Origin of the sequence: Halomonas sp. KM007 (genome assembly GCF_050709225.1) — a bacterium.
GTDB lineage: Bacteria > Pseudomonadota > Gammaproteobacteria > Pseudomonadales > Halomonadaceae > Vreelandella > Vreelandella hamiltonii.
The window spans coordinates 3,285,325-3,304,642 of record NZ_CP136131.1; the positions used below are offsets into that span (position 1 = coordinate 3,285,325).

Consider the following 19,318-nt stretch of genomic DNA (forward strand, 5'->3'; position numbering starts at 1 on the left):
GATAGCTGTTCGCGGCCGCCGGTGGATCATACCGACGGCTTGTCCTGGTCTCTGGCCTGCATGGCCAGACCATTGGATTCGATTTGCGCCAGCCACTGGTCCAACTGGATCAGGTCGCTGTCGCTCAACCCGGCGAAGATCTCCTTGCGGGCGGCGAGCACTACGCTGTCGATCTGTTCCAGCAGCGGCATCGCCGCCGGGGTGAGATAAATGCGCTTGCTGCGACGGTCATTGTCACAAGCGCGCCGCTCCACCAGCCCCTGCTCTTCCAACTGCCCTAGCGTGCGTACCAGCGAAGGTGCCTCGACGCCAATGGCCCGCGCCAGATCGCACTGCGGGTTGCCTTCGCCGAGCTTCCACAAGTGATAAAGGGTGACCCAGCGCGTTTGGGTCAGCCCCAGCGGTGCCAGTCTGCGGTCGATGATGGAGCGCCATAAATGGGGCAATCGGGCAATACGAAAACCAATAGTTATAGTTGAAGCCATAGTCGCTAGCTACCAGAAAATGTGAGTGGGCGAATTGTCATAAGCTGCGCCGCTGAATGCAAGGCGTTATGCTAATCGGTGGCGTCGGGGGCCTGCTGGTCAGAGCGGCTGCCTGCCACGAATCGCCGCAAATTTAGCGCGCTCAATCCGCTGCGCTGAATGGTGCTGTCGGCCATGGAGGCCTGCTGCTCGTCATCCGAGACCGTGAATCGGATCAGCCCCAATCGTTGTCCTCCTTCGGTCATGATGTCGACTCGCCAATCCCCTGCGGGGTTTTCAGGGAAGTTGCGTTTATGGCTCCAGGCGCGATACCCCTGTTCACGGCCGCCGTTGATGGTCAGGGCAACGCGGTCCATGGGCGTACCATTATGATGCCAGGCATGATAAATGGTTTCGCTCAAGCCGCGTGGTGCGCGAATGGCGGTATATACATAGAGCCCATGGGTGCGCAGGGCCTCGGGAGTCAGCGGAGTGGCACCCTGTGGCACACGCTGCTGGGTATCGAAAGCAGGCGACAGCGCGCTGCCCGTCATCCACAGACTGGCGGGGGGCACCCAGACGCGGCCAAGCCAAGCGCCGTAGGCCAGCACCATGGTCAAGGCAAGAAAACCACACCAGCGCGCCAGGCTGCGTTGCTTCAGCAGATGCCAGAAGCTGGGCAGGGCCACCAGGACGGTGAGCACCAGCGCCAGCAGCAGGCTTTGCCGGGTGGTCAGATGCAGCATGATCGGCAAGATCACCAGCAGAACCAGAAAGACGCATTGCGCATGAAACATGAAGTACAGGCTGCGCCATCGTCCGGCCAGCTTGTAATACAATGGGTCGATGATCGATAGCACGGCCATGGCCATGACCAGCAGGGCAAACAGCGTCTGCCCGCTATTCCACACCGTGGTGATCAGGATGAACGGCAGGGTGAAAAATAGCGTCTCCTGGTGAATCATCTGGGCAATGAAAGAGGCAATGCCCTTGGGCAGGGTAGGGTGGCCGCGCCTGGCCAGCAGCCGCCCGATCAGGCTTTCCGACAGCAGCAGAAGCCAAGCCACCAGCAGCCCCACCGCCAGGGCCACTCCCAGCCACTGCTGACGATTCACCAGAAAAAAACTGCCCAGGCCTGCTGCAAATGCCATGGGCGGCCACAGCCAACTCCATGGTTTCAGGCGCTCTACAAGACGCTCGACCCAGGCCTGTACGGCCCGTGTCCGAGCGGGATTCAATAAAGTGCCCATCGTCTGATCGCTCGATTCAATCGTGAAGTGTGATGATTCCTTAGCATACGCACTAATTTCCGCATACGTCGCAGTCTGCAGAACAAAAACGCAAAAATGATGGCAGCCGCTGATGGCTGCCGAGATTCATGAAAGGTCCCCACAAGGACTATGCTGAGGGCTGGATTAGCCAAAAGTCAGGGGTTGACGTACTCGAGCAACTCCACCAAGCTAAGGTAATCAAACGACCGTATGAATGCGCGGCGGGTTCGCCGAAGCTAACCTGCCCGACACTATGTGGAGAGAGCGCGAATGATCTATCAAGGCAATGCCATCACGGTGGAGCGTCGTGACACCCAGGGTGGCAATGATGTCGCAGTGCTCACTTTCGATCTGAAAGATGAGTCCGTCAACAAGCTTTCCAGTGCCGTGGTGGCGGAGCTGGGAGACGCGGTCAAGGCGCTGCAGGCCGCAAGTGGTGTGCAAGGTCTGATGATCCGCAGTGCCAAGGACGTCTTTATCGTCGGTGCCGACATTACCGAATTCCACAGCCTGTTCGACAAGGGCGAAGAGTATCTGGTGGAGATGAACCTCAAGGTTCACGATATCTTCAACGCCATCGAAGACCTGCCGTATCCCACCGTGACGGCGATCAATGGACTGGCGCTGGGCGGCGGCTGTGAAGTACTGTTGACCACCGACTATCGCGTGATGAGCGAGAAAGCCAAGATTGGCCTGCCGGAAACCAAGCTGGGCATTCTGCCAGGCTGGGGTGGCTGCGTGCGCCTGCCACGTCTGATCGGGGCAGATAACGCCGTGGAGTGGATTGCCGGTGGCACCGAAAACCGTGCCGATGCCGCCTTGAAAGTAGGCGCCGTTGATGCTGCCGTTCCCCACGAGCTGCTGGAAGAGGCAGCGCTGGACATCCTCGACCGCGCCAATGCCGGTGAGCTGGATTACCAGGCCCGCCGCGAGGAGAAAACCTCTCCGCTGAAGCTCAACGCCATCGAGCAGATGATGGCCTTCGAAACCGCCAAAGGCTATGTGGCCGGTAAAGCAGGCCCGCACTACCCGGCACCCGTGGAAGCCATCAAGGTCATCCAGAAAGGGGCCGGAGAAACCCGTGCGCGTGCCCAGGCCATTGAAGCCAAGTCCTTCGCCAAGCTGGCGCTGAGCAGCGTGGCCTTCAACCTGGTGGGGCTGTTCCTCAACGATCAGGTGGTCAAGAAGAAAGGCAGCAAATACGAGAAGCAGGCGCAGCCGGTCAAGCAGACTGCCGTGCTGGGTGCTGGCATCATGGGTGGCGGTATCGCCTACCAGAGTGCCAGCAAAGGCACTCCGATCCTGATGAAAGACATCAAGGACGATGCCATCGAGCTTGGCCTGAAAGAGGCTCGCAAACTGTTTTCCAAGCAGGTAGAGCGCAAGAAGCTCACTACTGAGCAAATGGCCGAGAAACTCTCCAACATCCGCCCGACGCTCTCTTACGGCGATTTCGGCAATGTCGATCTGGTGGTCGAAGCGGTGGTGGAAAACCCCAACGTCAAGGATGCGGTGCTGACCGAAGTAGAGGGCATGGTGGGTGAGAACACGATTCTTACCTCCAACACGTCCACCATTTCGATCAACCGTCTGGCGAAGAATCTGAAGCGCCCGGAAAACTTCTGCGGTATGCACTTCTTCAACCCCGTGCACCGCATGCCGCTGGTGGAAGTCATTCGTGGCGAGAAAACCTCCGACGCCGCCGTGGCCGCCACCGTGGCTTACGCCCGCGCCATGGGCAAGACGCCCATCGTGGTCAACGACTGCCCTGGCTTTTTGGTCAATCGCGTACTGTTCCCTTACTTCGGCGGCTTCAGCTTCCTGGTAGAGCAAGGGGCCGACTTCCAGCGTGTCGATAAGGTCATGGAGAAGTTTGGCTGGCCCATGGGCCCGGCCTACCTGCTGGACGTGGTCGGCATGGATACCGCCGTGCACGCCAACGAGGTAATGGCCGAAGGCTTCCCTGACCGCATGGCGCGTGAAGGCAAAACCGCCATTCAGGTGATGTATGACAACCAGCGCCTGGGCCAGAAGAACGACAAGGGCTTCTACGCCTACGAAGAGGACAAGAAAGGCAAGCCGAAGAAGGTCAGCGATGAGCAGGCCCATGCCCTCGTGAAAGACGTCGTGAAAGAGCAGAAAGAGTTTTCCGACGAGGACATCGTGGCGCGCATGATGGTGCCGCTGTGCCTGGAGACCGTACGTTGCCTGGAAGACGGCATCGTCGAGACGCCCGCAGAAGCCGATATGGCACTGATTTACGGCATTGGCTTCCCGCCCTTCCGCGGTGGCGCGCTGCGCTACATCGATGCGCTGGGCGTGGCCGAGTTCGTCGCTCTGGCCGACCGCTTGGCCGAAGAGTTGGGACCGCTCTACGCACCTACCGAGAAACTGCGCGCCATGGCCAAGAACAACGAGCAGTTCTATGCCGGTTCCACCGCCGGTGCTCAGGCCTAAGTCACCACCCACAGGAGAAATATGATGAGTTTGAATCCGAGAGATATCGTGGTGGTGGACGGTGTTCGTACCGCCATGGCAAAAGCAAAGAACGGCGCTTTCCGTAACGTACGTGCCGAGAACCTGTCCGCTGCCGTGATGCAGGCGCTGTTCAGCCGGAACCCCAATCTGGACCCGTCGGAAGTGGACGATGTGATCTGGGGCTGCGTCAACCAGACCCTGGAACAGTCCATGAACATCGCCCGCAACGCGGCGATCATGACCGGCATTCCTCGTAGCGTGCCTGCGCAAACGGTGAACCGTCTGTGTGGCTCCTCGATGACCGCGCTGCACATTGCGGCGGCCAACATCAAGGCCGGCATGGGCGACTTCTATGTGATTGGTGGCGTGGAGCACATGGAGCACGTGCCCATGGCCCACGGTGTGGACGTGAACCCGGCAGCCAGCAAGTACGCTGCCAAGGCCGCCATGATGATGGGCCTGACCGCCGAACTGCTGGGCAAGATGCACGGCATCTCCCGTGAAGACCAGGACAAGTTCGGCGTACGCTCGCATCAGCGCGCCCAGGCAGCCATGGAGAAGGGCTACTTCGATAACGAGATCATCGGTGTCGAGGGCCACGACCAGCGCGGCTTCAAGGTATTGGTGAAGAACGACGAAGTGATCCGTGCCGATGCCAGCCTGGAGTCCATGGCGAACCTGAAGCCGGTGTTCGATCCCCGCAGTGGCACCGTCACGGCCGGTACTTCATCGGCGCTGTCGGTGGGGGCCTCCGCCATGGCAGTGATGAGCTACGAGCGTGCCCAGGCGCTGGGGCTGGAGCCGATTGCCCGCGTACTGTCGACCGGTGTGGCAGGCTGTGATGCCTCCATCATGGGCTACGGCCCGGTACCCGCGTCCAAAAAGGCCTTGAAGGTCGCTGGCCTGTCGGCAGCGGATATTCAAACCGTCGAGCTCAACGAGGCGTTTGCTGCCCAGGGGTTGCCGGTGCTCAAGGACCTGGGCTTCCTCGATGCCATGGACGAAAAGGTCAACCTGAACGGCGGTGCCATCGCCCTGGGACACCCGCTGGGCTGCTCCGGTTCGCGCATCTGTACCACGCTGCTCAACGTGATGCAGCAGCGCGATACCACCCTGGGCCTGGCGACCATGTGTATCGGTATGGGCCAAGGCGTTGCCACGGTGTTCGAGCGCTTGAAATAACGCGCTCGCCAGCCATGTGATTGCAAAACGGCACCTTCGGGTGCCGTTTTGCCGTTTTGCCGTTTGCAGGGGGGGGCGTGGCATCAAAACATGCCGCTATCCAGCCCGGCCGCCAACGCCATGGCCAGCTCCTCGACCTGTGCAGCATATGTCTCCTGCCACTCGCCTCGCAAGACCACCGGTTGCTGAACCCAGCGCCAGCGCAGCCCGGCCACGATGCTTTCCACGGCTCGCTGGGTGCCCGTGCCGTCGTGGCCAGCGCGAATGTAGAGCGCACAGGGCAAGCCCTGCTTCTCATCCAGCACTGGGTAGTAGCTACGGTCGAAAAAATCCTTCAGGGCACCGCTCATGTAGCCGAGGTTTTCGGTAGTGCCGAGCAGAACGGCGTCGCAGGCCAGCAGGTCGGCGGGCCCTGCTTCGAAGGGAGTCTTCACCGTACAGACGACATGCTCGAGATCGGGATGCTCTGCCCCTCGCCTGGCAGCTTCCCTCAAGGCCTGGGTGTTGACGGAAGGGGCGTGAGCGACGATTAATAGCTGTTTCATGGCAAAGACCTGCGCAGTGGCGATTGGCGGTGTGCCCCGTAGCTGCCACACTAAAGGCAGCATGACGGCTGGTAAAGCACTGCTCAAACGTCGTGCTGACGTCATGGCTAGCCAGGCGAGTATCACGATAGAGGGCAATCTGTTGAAAGCTCAACAAGGGAAGCGAGTCATGTATCTGCAGGCCAGGAGCGTGGGGAAGAGAGTAGGGCAGATAGCGGGGAAGCGCGTAGGGAAAGCGGCAGCATGCGCAGCCGTGCTGCTGTTGGTGGGGTGTGCAGGCCAGCCCTCGCCCTCCAGTAGCGCAGGGGAGTCTCCTTCGGCGGTGGAGCCTGCGATATCACCTGTTACGCCGTCGGCCACGCGCGGGTCCGCCTCACCGGTCACGGATTGGGTGCCGCCGCTGCTGGCCAGCCCCGAAGAAGAAGCGGCTTATTATGTCAGTCGCTTGGCAGACCGCAGTTTCGTTTCGCAATATGGTGGCCCGGATAATCCGCGCCCCTGGTACATTGCCGCTGAGCGGCTGGGTGAGATCGGGGCGCCCGCAGTGCCACTTCTGTTGGCCAGGCTCAATACGCAGGATGACTACGAGCTGATGCTGGTGCTGTATGCCCTGCACTTGGCCACGCAAGACCCGCTGATCACCTTCCAGACCCGTGGGGAATCCGTGCAGCTGCCGGGGGTGCTGGACGAGCGCATGAATGCCGACAATCGGCGCCTCGTCGAAGAGTGGCAGCAGCGCCATGCGGCGGCGTTGGATTTAGGCTAACGGTTTGGCTACATTGATGAGCTGAACCTACGATCGACGATTTGGAGATGACAATGGGATTTGCACTATCTTCCATGCAGGTCAGCAGTGCGGCCTTTGGTCAGCATCAGGCCATCCCTGCCAAGCATACCGGCGAAGGCGAGGACATCTCACCCGATCTGGCCTGGCAGGGAGCACCTGAAGGTACCCAAGGCTTTGCGGTGATCTGCCACGATCCCGATGCCCCGCTGGTGAAAGAGGGCAGCTACGGTTTTGTGCATTGGGTGCTATACAACTTGCCGGGCGATATGACGTCGCTGGAAGAGAATACTACTCAAGGCACCTTGGGGATGTCGGATTTCGGCAAGCCGGGCTATGGTGGTCCAATGCCGCCGGAAGGCCATGGTAGCCACCTCTACTATTTCTGGGTGCTGGCGCTGGACAAGGCGACCACGCTTCCCGAAGGACTGACGCTGCCCGAACTGTTGCGTGCCGTCGAGCCGCACCTGCTGGGCATGAACCGGCTGGTCGGTACCTACCAGCGCGACTGACCTATCTCTTCAGGCTGGAGCATTTTGCCCAAGCCGTGTAGGCTCCACCGCTTTCTACGTCCAGCAGATGACCCGATAGCGATGGAGCCTTTTCATGAGTGACCTTCCCAACTGCCCCGCCTGTGCCTCTGAATTCACCTATGACGACGGCCTTCAATTCGTGTGCCCGGAATGCGGCCATGAGTGGTCGAAAGGTGGAGAAGAGGAAACCGAATCCGCCAGCTCCGGCATTCGTGATGCCAACGGTAACCCGCTGGTTGATGGCGACACGGTGACCGTGATCAAGGATCTCAAGGTGAAGGGCAGCTCGCTGGTGGTCAAAGTGGGAACGCGGGTCAAGAACATCCGCCTGGTCTCCGGTGACCACGACATCGACTGCAAGATAGATGGCATTGGCCCGATGAAATTGAAGTCGATTTTCGTCAAGAAAGCTTGATGTTGCCACCTGCCAGGGGTCGATGCTCATTTCTGGGTCGCCGGTCATAGCTTTTATGAATGAGAATGATTGGCTTTTTTGAAGTTATCAGCGGCGAACGTGCCAGGAAGTAGCGACTTTTGCGAAGGATTTTGCAGAAGGGCTTCACATCATTTTTATACAGGACTAAAATGGTCCCCAATTAATGGGTAAGCCTCTTCCTCGCACACGGGGCCTTACATACGGGAGTCACCATGCTCAAGCTTTCTCGGCTGACCGACTATGCGGCGGTGGTGATGGCGCAAATCGCGCGCCATCCGAACACCTCCCATGCCGCCGCCGATCTGGCCGAAGCCGTTCAGCTGCCGCACCCGACTGTGAGCAAGACGCTTAAAATGCTGGTCAAGGCCGGGTTGCTGGAGTCCCAGCGCGGCGCCCAGGGTGGGTATCGGCTGGCACGCCCCGCCTCGCGGATTACCGCCGCCGATATCATCAGCGCCATCGAAGGTCCCGTGGCCATGACCGAGTGCAGCCAGGCGGAAGGCGAGTGCGACCTGGTGGCTACCTGTGGTGTGGCCGACAACTGGCAGCGCGTTTCCCTGGCCATTCGCACGCTGCTGGAGAGCGTCACCCTGGCGCACCTCGCCGACACCGCGCCCATCAAGCTGCCCGTTCAGCTACCCATTCAAAGCATTACGCTATCGGCGGCTTCGGCGTAAGTCGCAACCACATTCACTCTTATTGACGGCGAGCTCAACTCGCCACCCAACTGCCCGGAGGGTATCACCATGGCAAGCGAAGAAATGGAACAGTTGGTTCGTCGCGAGTACAAAGATGGCTTTGTCACCGATATCGAAAGCGACACACTGCCACCTGGCCTGGATGAAAACACCATTGCCTTCATTTCCAAGAAGAAGGGCGAGCCGGAATGGATGCTGGAGTGGCGTCTGGATGCCTATCGTCAGTGGCTGAAAATGGAAGAGCCCTCCTGGGCACACCTCGATTATCCGCCCATCGATTATCAGGCGATCTCCTACTACAGCGCGCCAAAGCGTCCGGAAGACCGTCCTCAAAGCCTCGATGAGGTAGATCCCAAGCTGCTGGAAACCTACGAGAAGCTGGGTATCCCGCTGCACGAGCGTGCTGCCCTGGCGGGTGTGGCGGTCGATGCGGTATTCGATTCGGTATCGGTAGCCACCACGTTCAAGAAAGAGCTGGCGGAAGCCGGGGTCATCTTCTGCTCCATCTCGGAAGCCATCCGCGACTACCCGGAGCTGATCAAGCAGTACCTGGGCACCGTCGTGCCGGTCGCCGACAACTACTTTGCTGCGCTGAACTCTGCGGTGTTCACCGACGGCTCGTTTGTTTTCGTGCCGGAAGGCGTCACTTGCCCGATGGAGCTGTCCACCTACTTCCGTATCAACGCGGCCAATACTGGACAGTTCGAGCGCACGCTGGTGATCTGCGAAAGTCGTGCCCAGGTCTCCTACCTGGAAGGGTGCACGGCGCCCATGCGCGATGAAAACCAGCTGCACGCAGCGGTGGTCGAGCTGGTGGCGCTGGATGATGCCTACATCAAGTACTCCACCGTTCAGAACTGGTACCCCGGTGATGAAGAGGGTAAAGGCGGTATCTACAACTTCGTGACCAAGCGCGGCGACTGCCGTGGTGAGCGCTCGCGTATCAGTTGGACGCAGGTGGAAACCGGCTCGGCCATTACCTGGAAATACCCCTCTTGCGTACTGCGTGGCAAGGACAGCATCGGTGAGTTCTACTCGGTAGCCGTGACCAACGGGCGCCAGCAGGCGGATACCGGCACCAAGATGATCCATATCGGTGAAGGCACACGCTCCTACATCGTGGCCAAGGGTATCTCGGCGGGCAAGAGTGATCAGTCCTATCGCGGTATGGTCAAGATCGGTCCGCGCGCCAAAGGCGCACGTAACTTTACCCAGTGCGATTCGCTGCTGATCGGCGACAAGTGCGGTGCCCACACTTTCCCGTACCAGGAAATCGGCAACAGCACGGCGACCATCGAGCACGAAGCCACCACGTCGAAAATCGGTGAAGACCAGCTGTTCTACTGCCAGAGCCGCGGCATCTCGGAAGAAGATGCGGTGAGCATGATCGTGAACGGCTTCTGCAAGGATGTCTTCCAGGAGCTGCCGATGGAGTTTGCGGTAGAAGCGGAAGCACTGTTGAACGTCACTCTTGAAGGTGCGGTGGGCTAACCGCGCAGGCATCCCCCTATTTTTTAAAAGGCGATTACTATGTTGCAAGTGAATGATTTACACGTCACCGTCGACGGCAAAGAGATTCTGAAAGGCCTGACGCTCACCATCAATGCCGGTGAAGTGCACGCCATCATGGGCCCCAACGGCGCGGGTAAATCCACCTTGTCAGCGGTCATTGCGGGCAAGGATGGCTACGAAGTCACCCAGGGCAGCATCACCTTCGAAGGCCAGGACGTGCTGGAAATGGAAATCGAAGAGCGCGCCCAGGCAGGCCTGCTGCTGGGTTTCCAGTACCCCGTCGAGATTCCGGGGGTGAAGAACATTTACCTGTTGAAGTCGGCGCTGAACGCGCAGCGTGCTGCCCGCGGTGAAGGCGAGATGCCCGCCCCAGAGTTCATGAAGCTGGTCAAAGAGAAGCTGAACTTCATGAAAATGGATGCCAGCTTCCTGCAGCGCGCGGTCAACGAAGGCTTCTCCGGCGGTGAGAAGAAGCGTAACGAAATCCTGCAGATGCTGGTGCTGCAGCCCAAGCTGGCCATGCTGGACGAAATCGATTCCGGCCTGGATATCGACGCCATGAAGGTGGTGGCCGATGGGGTCAACAGCCTGCGCGCCGAAGAGCGTGCCATTCTGCTGGTCACGCACTACCAGCGCCTGCTGGACTACATCGTGCCTGACAAGGTCCACGTCCTGATGGATGGTCGTATCGTCAAGACCGGTGACGCGGCGTTGGCCAAAGAGCTGGAGGCCAACGGTTACGAAGGCATCGAGGAGTCCGTGGCATGAGCGAGACACAAACCTTTCTGGATACGCTGGCGGCGCGCAGCCAACAGCGTGGCGCAGAGCCCAGCTGGATGGCCGCACGCCGCCAGGCGGGGGCCGCACGCTTCGAGGCGATGGGCTTTCCCACCCGTCGCGATGAAGAGTGGAAATACACCGATGTACGCGCCATTGCTCAGGGAAATTTTGCCCTGGCCGATAACGCCGAGTTCTCCCAGGCGCAGGCGGCTGCGCTGACGCTGCCACTGGAAGCCTATCGACTAACCTTCGTCGATGGCGTATTTTCGGCGGCGCTGTCTGACCTGGAAGGTCTGCCTTCCAGCGTGCAGGTCATGCCGCTCTCCAAGGCGCTCAGCGACAACCATGAAGCGGTGGGTGGCCCGCTGGGTCGTTTGACCGGCGTGGAATTCTCGCCCTTCTCGGCGCTCAACACCGCGTTCGTGGAAGAAGGGGCCGTGGTGCGTATTGCGCCCGGCACGGTAGTGGAAAAGCCGATTCTGCTGCAGTTTCTCTCACGGGCCGGGGCGCCGGTCATGAGCCACCCTCGGGTGCTGGTCGAAGCGGCCGGGCGCAGCGAGGCCACGCTGATCGAGCACTACGTGGGGGAAGCCGATGCTGCCAACTTCACCAACGTGGTCGGTGAGCTGATGCTGGACCGTGGTGCGATCCTCAACCACTACAAGCTTCAGGAAGCTCCGCTTGGCGATCTGCACATTGCCAGTATCCACGTGGAGCAGAGTCGCGACAGCCGCTACACCTCCTACAACCTGAATCTGGGCGGTGCGCTGGTGCGCAACGACCTGATTTGCGAGCTGGACGGGCAGGGCGCCGAAAGCAACCTGTACGGGCTGTTCTTCGGTCAGGGTCGCCAGCACGTGGATAACCACACCAAAGTCAACCACAACGCGCCGCTGACGTTCTCCAACGAGAACTACAAGGGCATTCTGGATGACCGTGCGCAGGGCGTCTTCAACGGCCGGGTATACGTCAAGCGCGACAGCCAGAAAATCGAAGGCTTCCAGAGCAACCAGAACCTGCTGCTTTCCGACCGCGCGCAAATCAACGCCAAGCCGGAGTTGGAAATCTACGCCGATGACGTCAAGTGCTCCCACGGCACCACCACGGGCCAGCTGGATGAAGAAGCCGTCTATGCGCTGCGTACCCGGGGTATCGACGAAGCCACGGCGCGTGGCCTGCTGACGCTGGCCTTTGCCGGTGAAGTGCTGGAACAGGTCACGCTGGATGCCATTGCCGAGCGAGTCGAGCTGGCGGTGGCAGGCAAACTGCCCGAGCGCTTCAACCTGGCAGGGCTGGTGGAAGCAGCGGCTGCGCTGAACGATTAATCAAGGAGTCCCCCATGCCCCAGAGCGTGATTGAGAAAGCGACCACGGCCAGCACTGCCGCCTACGATATCGAGGCCCTGCGCCGCGAATTCCCCGTGCTCCAGCGGGAAGTGCACGGCAAGCCGCTGGTCTATCTGGACAATGCTGCTACCAGCCAGACTCCCCAGGCGGTCATCGACGTGTTTGGCGACTACTACGCTCGCTACAACGCCAACATCCACCGTGGGCTGCACACCCTGGCGGATGAGGCGACGGCCGCGTTCGAAGCGACACGTCATCGCGCCAGGGACTTTCTCAATGCCGAGGATGCTCGCCAGATCATCTTCACCCGGGGCACCACTGAGGCGATCAATCTGGTCGCCCAGAGCTGGGGGCGAAGCCAGCTGCAGGCGGGCGACGAAGTGCTCATCTCGATGCTGGAGCACCACTCCAACATCGTGCCTTGGCAGCTGTTGGCCGCCGAGCGTGGTTTCACCATCAAGGTGATCCCGGTAGACGCTCATGGTGCGCTGGACATGGACGCCTATCGCACACTGCTCAACGAGCGAACCCGGCTGGTGGCGGTGAATCATGTGTCCAATGCGCTGGGTACCATCAACCCGGTCAAGGAAATGGCTGCGTTGGCCCATCAGCAGGGCGCACTGATTCTGGTCGACGGTGCCCAGGCGACGCCGCACCAAAAAGTGGATGTTCAGGACATCGACGCCGACTTCTACGCTTTCTCCGGTCACAAGGTGTATGGCCCCACGGGCGTGGGCGTGCTGTATGGCAAGGCGGCGCTGCTGGAGGCCATGCCGCCCTGGCAGGGGGGCGGTGAGATGATCAAGACCGTCTCGTTCGACGTGGGCACGACCTTCGCGGACATTCCCCACAAGTTCGAAGTTTAACACGCCCGCCATTGCGGAAGTGATTGCGTTGGGGCGTGCGCTGCAGTGGATAGAGGACGTGGGGGTCGAGGCCATTGGCGACTGGGAAGCCGTGCTGTTGACCCATGCCACTCAGGCCGTCAGCCACATCGACGGACTGCGTATTCTAGGCACGGCGCCGCACAAGGCGGGAGTGCTGTCGTTCGTGGTGGACGGTGCCCACTCTCAGGATATCGGGCTATTGATCGACCAGCTGGGCGTGGCGATTCGCACGGGGCATCACTGTGCTCAGCCGCTGCTCCACCATTTTGGCGTCGAGGCTACCTGTCGTGCCTCGTTTGCAGCGTATAATACCCTGCAAGAGGTCGATGCGTTCGTTGCGGCGCTGAACCGTGTGATCCAAATGGTACGCTAAGGACATCTATGGATATCGAGCAAGTGGCCAGCCTCGAACGAGGTCAGAAACTGCCGCTACAGCGTGATGTAGAAGCCATTGCCATTCCGTTCGGCAAGACGGATACGCTGGCAGAAGATAGCATCGTCAGTGTCATGCAGGCGAAAGGCAGCTCTGTCAGCGTTGGATACGAAGGGCGGCTGTATCTGATCGAGGGTCGCAATCTCGATGCCTTGGGGCTTGAAGCATTGCCACGACCTACGCTGCCTGAATCCGCCAGCGATGACGAGATCGAGCAGTTCGTCTGGGATCAGCTGCGCACCTGTTTCGATCCGGAAATCCCGGTCAACATCGTCGATCTGGGGCTGGTGTACGGGTGTCGTATCGAGCGCTTGATCAGCGGTGAGCGCATCGTCACCATTCGCATGACGCTGACCGCGCCTGGCTGCGGCATGGGCGATGTCATCGCTGCCGATGCGCGCAACAAGATTCTGGGAGCGCCGCAGATCAGCAAGGTGCATACCGAAATCGTCTTCAGCCCCGCCTGGAGTCGTGACATGATGAGCGATGAAGCCAAGCTTGAGCTCGGCATGTTCTAACCCCTGCTGGGGAGCTGGATGCACAGCCTGTTATTTCGTTGGGTAAAACGTTGTCTGCTGTCGCTGGTAGCCATGGTGCTGCTGGCGGCTTTGCTATTGGCGGCAGGCAACGCCTGGGTACTGCTGAGCACCTCACGCTATATCCATACGCAGCTGCAAGAGTGCCGTCCAACGGATGTCGCTATCGTTTTTGGCACCTCTCGCTGGACACGTAGCGGGCTGCGTAACCCCCATTTTCACGCGCGTATGCGCACCTCGGCGCGCCTGATAGCCGATGAGCGCGTGCAGCATCTGCTGCTCTCCGGTGATAACCGCACCCAGGCCTACAACGAGCCCCGAGCCATGTGGCGCGACCTTTATCGACGAGGAGTGCCAGCCGACAGGTTGACCATGGATTTCGCGGGCTTCAGTACCTACGACACCATGGTGCGAGCGCGGCATGTGTTTCAGCTGGAGCAGGCGCTGTTGGTGACCCAGAGCTGGCACTTGCCACGAGCGATTTTTATCGGCCGTTCGCTGGGCATGGACGTGACGGGCTGTGTGGCCGAAGAGCAGCCCTCGGCGGGCGAGTGGCGGCTCAAGGTGCGTGAATGGCTGGCGCGTATGGCGACGCTGGGGGATCTGTACCTGTGGGGCAGGGAGCCTCACTTTTTGGGGCCGGCCGAGCCTATCGTGCTGAGCCGTGATCGATTGCCTCTGGAGCCGCCACCCGTGACCACTGATGTGCTGATCGACCTGGAAGGCGTGCGCCTGCTCTATCCGGAACTCCCTCTGCTCGGAGAGCCAGGGCGGCAGCTAGAGCCGTCGGCGGCTCCTTGAAGGTGCGCGAAAGGGGCGCTTAGCGGCGAGCTTTGCGCTTTTGCAGGCTATACAGCTCGCGGATCAATTTACGGCAGCCCTGCATGCACTCTTCCACCACGGGTTCGATGGGGTCGGGCAGCGGATGGGTAAACAGGGTCGAGAGGGCTTGCATCAAGACACGCTCTTGTTCCAACAGTTCATTGATCAGAACCTGACTATCGTTGCCCACGAAGCTTTTCAGGCGGCTCCACAGCCACAGAAAGTCATCGCGCTCCACGTCGGCATCCCTGGGAAGCATTTTCAGATGGGCACGGGCCAACTCCTGCAGCTTGCGCATCTGTTTCAGTCGAGCCGTGTAGTGAGGCTTCAGCGCATCGCGCAGCGAGGGGCGCAGGCGTTCGATATTGTCCTGGAAATAATCAATGCTATCGGCCAGCGCTTCCAGAACGCTGTCCATCGCCACTTGGCGATTGTCGAGAAACATGAGCGTCTACCTCCTTCGGTGACGCAGATTGTGGGGGTGGCAGCGTTGATTTGCCACCCCTAATGCGGATTATTTTTACCTTTGGACGTTAGCCTTTAGGCTTGGGGGGCACTTTTCGGGCAGGGGTTGCGTTTTTTTCGATATGTTCGATGATCATGCCTGCGATGTCCTTGCCTGTGGCACTCTCGATTCCCTGCAGCCCAGGAGAAGAGTTGACTTCCATGATCACCGGCCCATGGTTGGAACGCAGCAGATCGACACCGGCAACGCGCAGGCCCATGGCCTTGGCTGCCCGGATGGCGGTGGAGCGCTCTTCAGGGGTAATGCGAATCACGCTGGCCGTGCCGCCACGGTGGAGGTTGGAGCGAAACTCGCCTTCGGCCGCTTGACGCTTCATGGACGCCACGACTTTGTCGCCAATCACGAAGCAGCGAATGTCGGCGCCTTTGGCTTCCTTGATGTACTCCTGCACCATGATGTTGGCCTTCATGCCCATGAACGCCTGCACCACCGACTCGGCAGCCTGGTTGGTCTCGGCCAGTACCACGCCAATGCCTTGGGTGCCTTCCAGCAGCTTGATGACCAGCGGCGCTCCTTTGACCATGGTGATCAGGTCGGGAATGTCGTCTGGCGAGTGGGCAAACCCCGTGATGGGCAGCCCCAGCCCCTTGCGGGAAAGTAGCTGCAGCGAGCGCAGCTTGTCGCGGGAGCGCGTGATAGCGACCGAGTCGTTGATCACGTAGGTGCCCATCATTTCGAACTGGCGCAGCACGGCGCAGCCGTAGAAAGTCACCGAGGCGCCAATGCGGGGAATGACCGCATCGAAGGGCTCGATCTCGGCCCCCTTGTAATGAATCGAGGGGTGATGAGAGGCGATGCTCATGTAACAGCGCAGCGTATCCACGACACGAGCCGTATGGCCGCGCTGCTCGGCGGCTTCGACCAGGCGGCGGGTCGAGTATAAATTGCGGTTACGCGAAAGTAGGGCAATATGCATGCAGGGCTCCGGGCCAAAACAGGAAAGGCGTGTTAAGTATATTCAAGGCTCGCCGTGCAAAAAGGCAGCGCCGGGTGCGACTAACAGACGACGCATGGCGCGCCTGCCCAATAGCATGGGGTGGCGCATATTGCTGCGGTCGGTCAAGGTAAGTTCGACGGGAAAGCTGAGCTGGCCCAGTTCCATCTGTGTGCGAATGACGTAGCGCCATTCGCTGTGCCCATTCGAGCTGGTCACCCGTCTTCTGTCATGTAAATGTAGACGATAACGATGCCCCGGCGTCTCGGGGCCGCCACTGTGGGTGACGAAACTGATCCACAGCTGCCCATGGGCATCTTCTTCCGTCTCGATCTCTTCGGCATGCAGGGCAGAGGTGCGCGCGCCGGTATCGGCCTTGCAGCACAGGTGAAGGCCAAGGTCGGTCAACGTGACCATTTCACGGCGGCCAATCACGGCCTTGGCCTGATAGGGTAATTCCTTCACGGTTGACTCCTGACATCTAGTTGGAAGAACAGCATGATGACCGTCACCTGTTACGAATTTATGCGCGGCGCGGCATCAGGCCTGCCAGGCGTGCGTGCATGGGTGAACCGACAGGTGCGTCACGCAGGGTCAACATGACAGGCAAGCGTAGCCTGGGAACGAGGGCGATATCACGCACGACGGCTGAGAAATCGGCACGTTCGTCTTCGGCCAGTCGGTTCAGGAACAGCGGCAAGCGCGTCTCGTCTTCCAGCAGTTGCCAGCCGCGCCCGGCCATGGCAGCCATCAGGTCAGGGCCGCAGGCAGCGCTATCCTCAAGCAAGCTCGTGTACCAATCGCCTACCGTGGGTTCTGGTGAGCTGCCGACAGCCCTTACGCAGGCGCACACGGTTTCCACGTCTCCCTCGCTGGCCGCCTGCTCGCCACGCGCCTGAAGCGCTTCCAGCAGGCAGCCTGGCAAAGGCTGGTGCTCGAGGCAGTAGCATAGCGCACGCGTAACGCTGGCGGGCAGGTCAGACAGCCGTTCGGCCAGCGCTCTGGCTGCATCGTCGTCCATGCGCACCGCAAAGTCAGCCAGCCCCTGCACGCCGAGCGCTTGCCAATCGATCGACTGCTGGCCGCTCAGATACGCTTCTACCGGTTCCAGATGCTGGCTGGCAGGTAGCCCCAGGTGCAGCGTGGCACGGGCATTGAGCATGGCCTGAAAGGTGACGTCGGGCGTGAAGGCCAGGGGGTTGTCCTTCATCAGGTCGTCTACGCCAGCGCTGGCGTCAGCTGTCAATGTCTGCTCTGATGCCAGGGCATTACGCCCCAGGGTTTCCAGCAAGCGATTGATGAAGCCATCCCGCTGTGCAGGCGAGAGCATGCCCTGCTCGTCCAAGGGCAGGGCGAGGAACCAGATGGCCGGTTCAGGCATCGCACCCAGCCGAAACACGATGCCCAGACGCGCCTGACCCAGCCAGGGCTCGGGCCAGGCGTGTTCGGCCTGCTCGAAGCCGCGCAGGGTATCCCGCGAGCAGGGCACCACACGACGCCCCATATGGTAGAGCGTCACGTCGGCACCGCTGCGGGTAAAGAACTCGTCGAGGGTAGTAATTGGTTGCATGACATCCTTCCGCATTTCAAGCGTGCACTCTACCTTGATGCTCGTTCACTGTCAGCCGTAACCGTTGATAAAACCATGCCTTATCGTCGAAGTGGTCAAAAAGTGAACAACATTCGCCAGGCCCCGTGGGAGTAGCCGTTGCGACACCTTTCCATAGTTTATCCACAGTCTCTTGCAGGTTTTCTGTGAATCTGTGCATAAACGCGTTGGCCATGCCTCTCGGTGGCAAGTTACCCACAGAGTTGGGATAATCACGCCGACCATTCCTTATGAGTAGACTGTTTATGAGCGTCCATCAACAGCTTCAAACCGCGCTTCTCGAGCTTGAAGCCGCGATGAAAGCCGCCAACCTATGGCGACTCCCCCTTCCAGAGGCGAGTGCGTTTGCCAGTCAGGAGCCCTTTTGTGTGGATACCATGTCGCTGCCCCAGTGGGTGCGCTATGTGTTCGTGGCCCGGTTGACCGCGCTGGTAGAAGCTCAGGCGACCCTGCCCGCCAAATGTGAGGTAGCGCCCGCCATGGCCGCTTATCTGATGCAGGAAAAAGTGCGCGCCAGCGACCAGGTGCTGGTGATTCGCGCCATGGAAAGAGTCGACCAACTGGTGACGGACAACTGAACAGGTAGCCGTCAGCGCGGCGCTGCCGTGCTTCTCAACCGAACAGGCCCGGAGCAAATGCCCCGGGCCTGTTAGGTTTGATGGGTAGCTCCGCATCTTCTAGAAGCGGTAGCTGAGACCCGCCATGACCACAATGGGGTCGATCTCGACGGTGCCCGCTGCGGCGCCGTTCACCGTGGCGTCCGTATCGATGTCCAGGTACCAGGCGGCGGCGTTGAGCGCCCAGTTGTCGTCGATCAGCAGGTCGATACCCAATTGGCCTGCCAGACCCCAGGAGTCGTCCAGATCCAGCTCACCAATCGCCAGCTGTTCGTCCGAGAAGCGCGTGTAGTTGATACCGGCGCCAATGTAGGGCTGAACCCGTGCCTGGGTGCCGCCCAGCGGGTAATACTGCAGCGTCAGGGTGGGTGGCAGGTGCTTGGTCGAGGCAAGGTTCTCGCCGTTCAGGGCAATGTCGTGCTTGAAGGGCAGTGCGGCCAGCAGTTCGACGCCCACCTTGTCGTGAAAGCGATAGCCCAGCGTAAAGGCGAAGTCGGTCTTGTCCTGAACGTCCACCGCCAGTGCGCCGTTGGCCAAGGCGCCGTTGTCGTTTTTGGGTGTCACTTGTGCCACGCCCACGCGGGTAAAGAAGTCACCTGCGCCGTAGGCAAAGGCCTGGCTGCTGGCGGCCAGCGTTGCAGCGGCCATGCTGGCAGCGATGAGACGAGAGGGTTTGAACGGGGGCATAATGTTGCTCCTGACCATGATGAGGGTGAGTGGTTCGCGATCCATGGCGCCACTATAACCAGCCAGAAGCGGTGCGTTATTGACCTGAGGCAAAGAGCGGTGCGCAAGCGGCCAACAATGCAAGAGACCTCCTGCAAGGCGGGGCCTTGACGAGGAGGTCTCGGATGACTGCTTGCCGATGCTCACCGCCTGCCGAAGCAGGCGGTGAGGGTGGCATGCTGGCCAAGAGCCGTGGCTA

20 protein-coding genes and 1 pseudogene are annotated in these 19,318 nt (G+C 60.2%); 13 read left to right on the top strand and 8 right to left on the bottom strand.

All coding sequences use genetic code 11. The features are described 5' to 3' along the window. Positions 1–26 precede the first annotated feature (26 nt). Together slyA and RVM27_RS15595 are read right to left on the bottom strand one after the other, a co-directional pair. Positions 27–485 carry a transcriptional regulator SlyA gene (slyA, locus tag RVM27_RS15590; RefSeq protein ID WP_287804992.1) on the bottom strand — a complete coding sequence of 153 codons (459 nt, stop codon included), beginning with the start codon at positions 483–485 and terminating at the stop codon, positions 27–29. Positions 486–556: 71 nt separating this feature from the next. After that, a complete protein-coding gene (locus RVM27_RS15595; RefSeq protein WP_287804990.1) occupies positions 557–1,714 on the bottom strand; it encodes a DUF5924 family protein in 1,158 nt (385 codons plus the stop codon). A gap of 291 nt (positions 1,715–2,005) precedes the next feature. Here RVM27_RS15595 and fadB point away from each other — a divergent pair, with 291 nt between their 5' ends. Together fadB and fadA are read left to right on the top strand one after the other, a co-directional pair. Then, a complete protein-coding gene (gene fadB / locus RVM27_RS15600; RefSeq protein ID WP_287804989.1) occupies positions 2,006–4,192 on the top strand; it encodes a fatty acid oxidation complex subunit alpha FadB in 2,187 nt (728 codons plus the stop codon). Between the two features lie 24 nt (positions 4,193–4,216). Then, entirely contained in the window at positions 4,217–5,395 is a 1,179-nt protein-coding gene (gene fadA / locus RVM27_RS15605) for an acetyl-CoA C-acyltransferase FadA (RefSeq protein ID WP_287804987.1), read from the top strand. Between the two features lie 83 nt (positions 5,396–5,478). On the opposite strand, the gene RVM27_RS15610 is transcribed toward fadA, so the two are convergent. Further along, on the bottom strand, positions 5,479–5,940 hold the full coding sequence (locus RVM27_RS15610; protein WP_498941633.1) for a flavodoxin family protein: 462 nt from the start codon (positions 5,938–5,940) through the stop codon (positions 5,479–5,481). On the opposite strand from RVM27_RS15610, the gene RVM27_RS15615 reads away from it, so the two are divergent. From RVM27_RS15615 to RVM27_RS15660, 10 genes and pseudogenes are all read left to right on the top strand, one after another. Then, the gene (locus tag RVM27_RS15615) at positions 5,939–6,706 is read left to right on the top strand and encodes a hypothetical protein (RefSeq protein WP_287804983.1); all 768 of its coding nucleotides are present in this window, start codon (positions 5,939–5,941) and stop codon (positions 6,704–6,706) included. The two genes, RVM27_RS15610 and RVM27_RS15615, sit on opposite strands and share 2 nt — an antisense overlap. A 53-nt stretch (positions 6,707–6,759) precedes the next feature. Beyond that, positions 6,760–7,236 carry a YbhB/YbcL family Raf kinase inhibitor-like protein gene (locus RVM27_RS15620; protein ID WP_287804981.1) on the top strand — a complete coding sequence of 159 codons (477 nt, stop codon included), beginning with the start codon at positions 6,760–6,762 and terminating at the stop codon, positions 7,234–7,236. 94 nt (positions 7,237–7,330) lie between these two features. Continuing rightward, positions 7,331–7,672, top strand: a complete 342-nt coding sequence (locus RVM27_RS15625) for a zinc ribbon domain-containing protein YjdM (RefSeq protein WP_287804980.1) — start codon at positions 7,331–7,333, stop codon at positions 7,670–7,672. Positions 7,673–7,905: 233 nt separating this feature from the next. Continuing rightward, positions 7,906–8,370: an SUF system Fe-S cluster assembly regulator gene (locus RVM27_RS15630; protein WP_016914269.1), complete on the top strand. Its 465-nt coding sequence runs from the start codon at positions 7,906–7,908 to the stop codon at positions 8,368–8,370. Between the two features lie 69 nt (positions 8,371–8,439). Then, positions 8,440–9,882, top strand: a complete 1,443-nt coding sequence (sufB, locus tag RVM27_RS15635; RefSeq protein ID WP_227406654.1) for a Fe-S cluster assembly protein SufB — start codon at positions 8,440–8,442, stop codon at positions 9,880–9,882. Between the two features lie 39 nt (positions 9,883–9,921). After that, positions 9,922–10,671 carry a Fe-S cluster assembly ATPase SufC gene (sufC, locus tag RVM27_RS15640; RefSeq protein ID WP_039179419.1) on the top strand — a complete coding sequence of 250 codons (750 nt, stop codon included), beginning with the start codon at positions 9,922–9,924 and terminating at the stop codon, positions 10,669–10,671. Beyond that, positions 10,668–12,008, top strand: coding sequence for a Fe-S cluster assembly protein SufD (gene sufD, locus RVM27_RS15645; protein ID WP_016914266.1), 1,341 nt, complete (start codon positions 10,668–10,670; stop codon positions 12,006–12,008). Before sufC ends, sufD begins: the two co-directional genes overlap by 4 nt. 14 nt (positions 12,009–12,022) lie before the next feature. Further along, positions 12,023–13,289 (top strand): annotated as a pseudogene (locus RVM27_RS15650) (aminotransferase class V-fold PLP-dependent enzyme). Between the two features lie 8 nt (positions 13,290–13,297). Further along, a complete protein-coding gene (gene sufT / locus RVM27_RS15655) occupies positions 13,298–13,867 on the top strand; it encodes a putative Fe-S cluster assembly protein SufT (protein ID WP_039179426.1) in 570 nt (189 codons plus the stop codon). An 18-nt stretch (positions 13,868–13,885) separates the two neighbouring features. After that, positions 13,886–14,686: a SanA/YdcF family protein gene (locus tag RVM27_RS15660; protein WP_287804971.1), complete on the top strand. Its 801-nt coding sequence runs from the start codon at positions 13,886–13,888 to the stop codon at positions 14,684–14,686. Positions 14,687–14,705: 19 nt separating this feature from the next. Here the strand turns inward: RVM27_RS15660 and RVM27_RS15665 are convergent, their stop codons facing one another. From RVM27_RS15665 to RVM27_RS15680, 4 genes are all read right to left on the bottom strand, one after another. Next, positions 14,706–15,152, bottom strand: coding sequence for a hypothetical protein (locus tag RVM27_RS15665; RefSeq protein ID WP_039179432.1), 447 nt, complete (start codon positions 15,150–15,152; stop codon positions 14,706–14,708). An 88-nt stretch (positions 15,153–15,240) separates the two neighbouring features. Further along, on the bottom strand, positions 15,241–16,149 hold the full coding sequence (gene rimK, locus RVM27_RS15670) for a RimK family alpha-L-glutamate ligase (RefSeq protein ID WP_498956943.1): 909 nt from the start codon (positions 16,147–16,149) through the stop codon (positions 15,241–15,243). 42 nt (positions 16,150–16,191) lie between these two features. After that, positions 16,192–16,632: an ATP-dependent zinc protease family protein gene (locus RVM27_RS15675; RefSeq protein WP_498956944.1), complete on the bottom strand. Its 441-nt coding sequence runs from the start codon at positions 16,630–16,632 to the stop codon at positions 16,192–16,194. A 58-nt stretch (positions 16,633–16,690) separates the two neighbouring features. After that, positions 16,691–17,737: a DUF3549 family protein gene (locus RVM27_RS15680; protein ID WP_498956945.1), complete on the bottom strand. Its 1,047-nt coding sequence runs from the start codon at positions 17,735–17,737 to the stop codon at positions 16,691–16,693. A gap of 284 nt (positions 17,738–18,021) precedes the next feature. On the opposite strand from RVM27_RS15680, the gene RVM27_RS15685 reads away from it, so the two are divergent. After that, on the top strand, positions 18,022–18,354 hold the full coding sequence (locus RVM27_RS15685) for a YqcC family protein (protein ID WP_498941631.1): 333 nt from the start codon (positions 18,022–18,024) through the stop codon (positions 18,352–18,354). 99 nt (positions 18,355–18,453) lie between these two features. On the opposite strand, the gene RVM27_RS15690 is transcribed toward RVM27_RS15685, so the two are convergent. Next, positions 18,454–19,080 (bottom strand): OmpW/AlkL family protein, encoded by a 627-nt coding sequence (locus tag RVM27_RS15690; protein ID WP_498941630.1) that lies wholly within the window; start codon positions 19,078–19,080, stop codon positions 18,454–18,456. Positions 19,081–19,318 lie beyond the last annotated feature (238 nt).

Excerpts from the sequence above, each read along its gene's own strand:
- slyA (WP_287804992.1), bottom strand. The coding sequence starts at position 485 with ATGGCTTCAACTATAACTATTGGTTTTCGTATTGCCCGATTGCCCCAT.
- RVM27_RS15595 (WP_287804990.1), bottom strand. The coding sequence starts at position 1,714 with ATGGGCACTTTATTGAATCCCGCTCGGACACGGGCCGTACAGGCCTGG.
- fadB (WP_287804989.1), top strand. The coding sequence starts at position 2,006 with ATGATCTATCAAGGCAATGCCATCACGGTGGAGCGTCGTGACACCCAG.
- fadA (WP_287804987.1), top strand. The coding sequence starts at position 4,217 with ATGAGTTTGAATCCGAGAGATATCGTGGTGGTGGACGGTGTTCGTACC.
- RVM27_RS15615 (WP_287804983.1), top strand. The coding sequence starts at position 5,939 with ATGGCAAAGACCTGCGCAGTGGCGATTGGCGGTGTGCCCCGTAGCTGC.
- RVM27_RS15610 (WP_498941633.1), bottom strand. The coding sequence starts at position 5,940 with ATGAAACAGCTATTAATCGTCGCTCACGCCCCTTCCGTCAACACCCAG.
- RVM27_RS15620 (WP_287804981.1), top strand. The coding sequence starts at position 6,760 with ATGGGATTTGCACTATCTTCCATGCAGGTCAGCAGTGCGGCCTTTGGT.
- RVM27_RS15625 (WP_287804980.1), top strand. The coding sequence starts at position 7,331 with ATGAGTGACCTTCCCAACTGCCCCGCCTGTGCCTCTGAATTCACCTAT.
- RVM27_RS15630 (WP_016914269.1), top strand. The coding sequence starts at position 7,906 with ATGCTCAAGCTTTCTCGGCTGACCGACTATGCGGCGGTGGTGATGGCG.
- sufB (WP_227406654.1), top strand. The coding sequence starts at position 8,440 with ATGGCAAGCGAAGAAATGGAACAGTTGGTTCGTCGCGAGTACAAAGAT.
- sufC (WP_039179419.1), top strand. The coding sequence starts at position 9,922 with ATGTTGCAAGTGAATGATTTACACGTCACCGTCGACGGCAAAGAGATT.
- sufD (WP_016914266.1), top strand. The coding sequence starts at position 10,668 with ATGAGCGAGACACAAACCTTTCTGGATACGCTGGCGGCGCGCAGCCAA.
- sufT (WP_039179426.1), top strand. The coding sequence starts at position 13,298 with ATGGATATCGAGCAAGTGGCCAGCCTCGAACGAGGTCAGAAACTGCCG.
- RVM27_RS15660 (WP_287804971.1), top strand. The coding sequence starts at position 13,886 with ATGCACAGCCTGTTATTTCGTTGGGTAAAACGTTGTCTGCTGTCGCTG.
- RVM27_RS15665 (WP_039179432.1), bottom strand. The coding sequence starts at position 15,152 with ATGTTTCTCGACAATCGCCAAGTGGCGATGGACAGCGTTCTGGAAGCG.
- rimK (WP_498956943.1), bottom strand. The coding sequence starts at position 16,149 with ATGCATATTGCCCTACTTTCGCGTAACCGCAATTTATACTCGACCCGC.
- RVM27_RS15680 (WP_498956945.1), bottom strand. The coding sequence starts at position 17,737 with ATGCAACCAATTACTACCCTCGACGAGTTCTTTACCCGCAGCGGTGCC.
- RVM27_RS15685 (WP_498941631.1), top strand. The coding sequence starts at position 18,022 with ATGAGCGTCCATCAACAGCTTCAAACCGCGCTTCTCGAGCTTGAAGCC.
- RVM27_RS15690 (WP_498941630.1), bottom strand. The coding sequence starts at position 19,080 with ATGCCCCCGTTCAAACCCTCTCGTCTCATCGCTGCCAGCATGGCCGCT.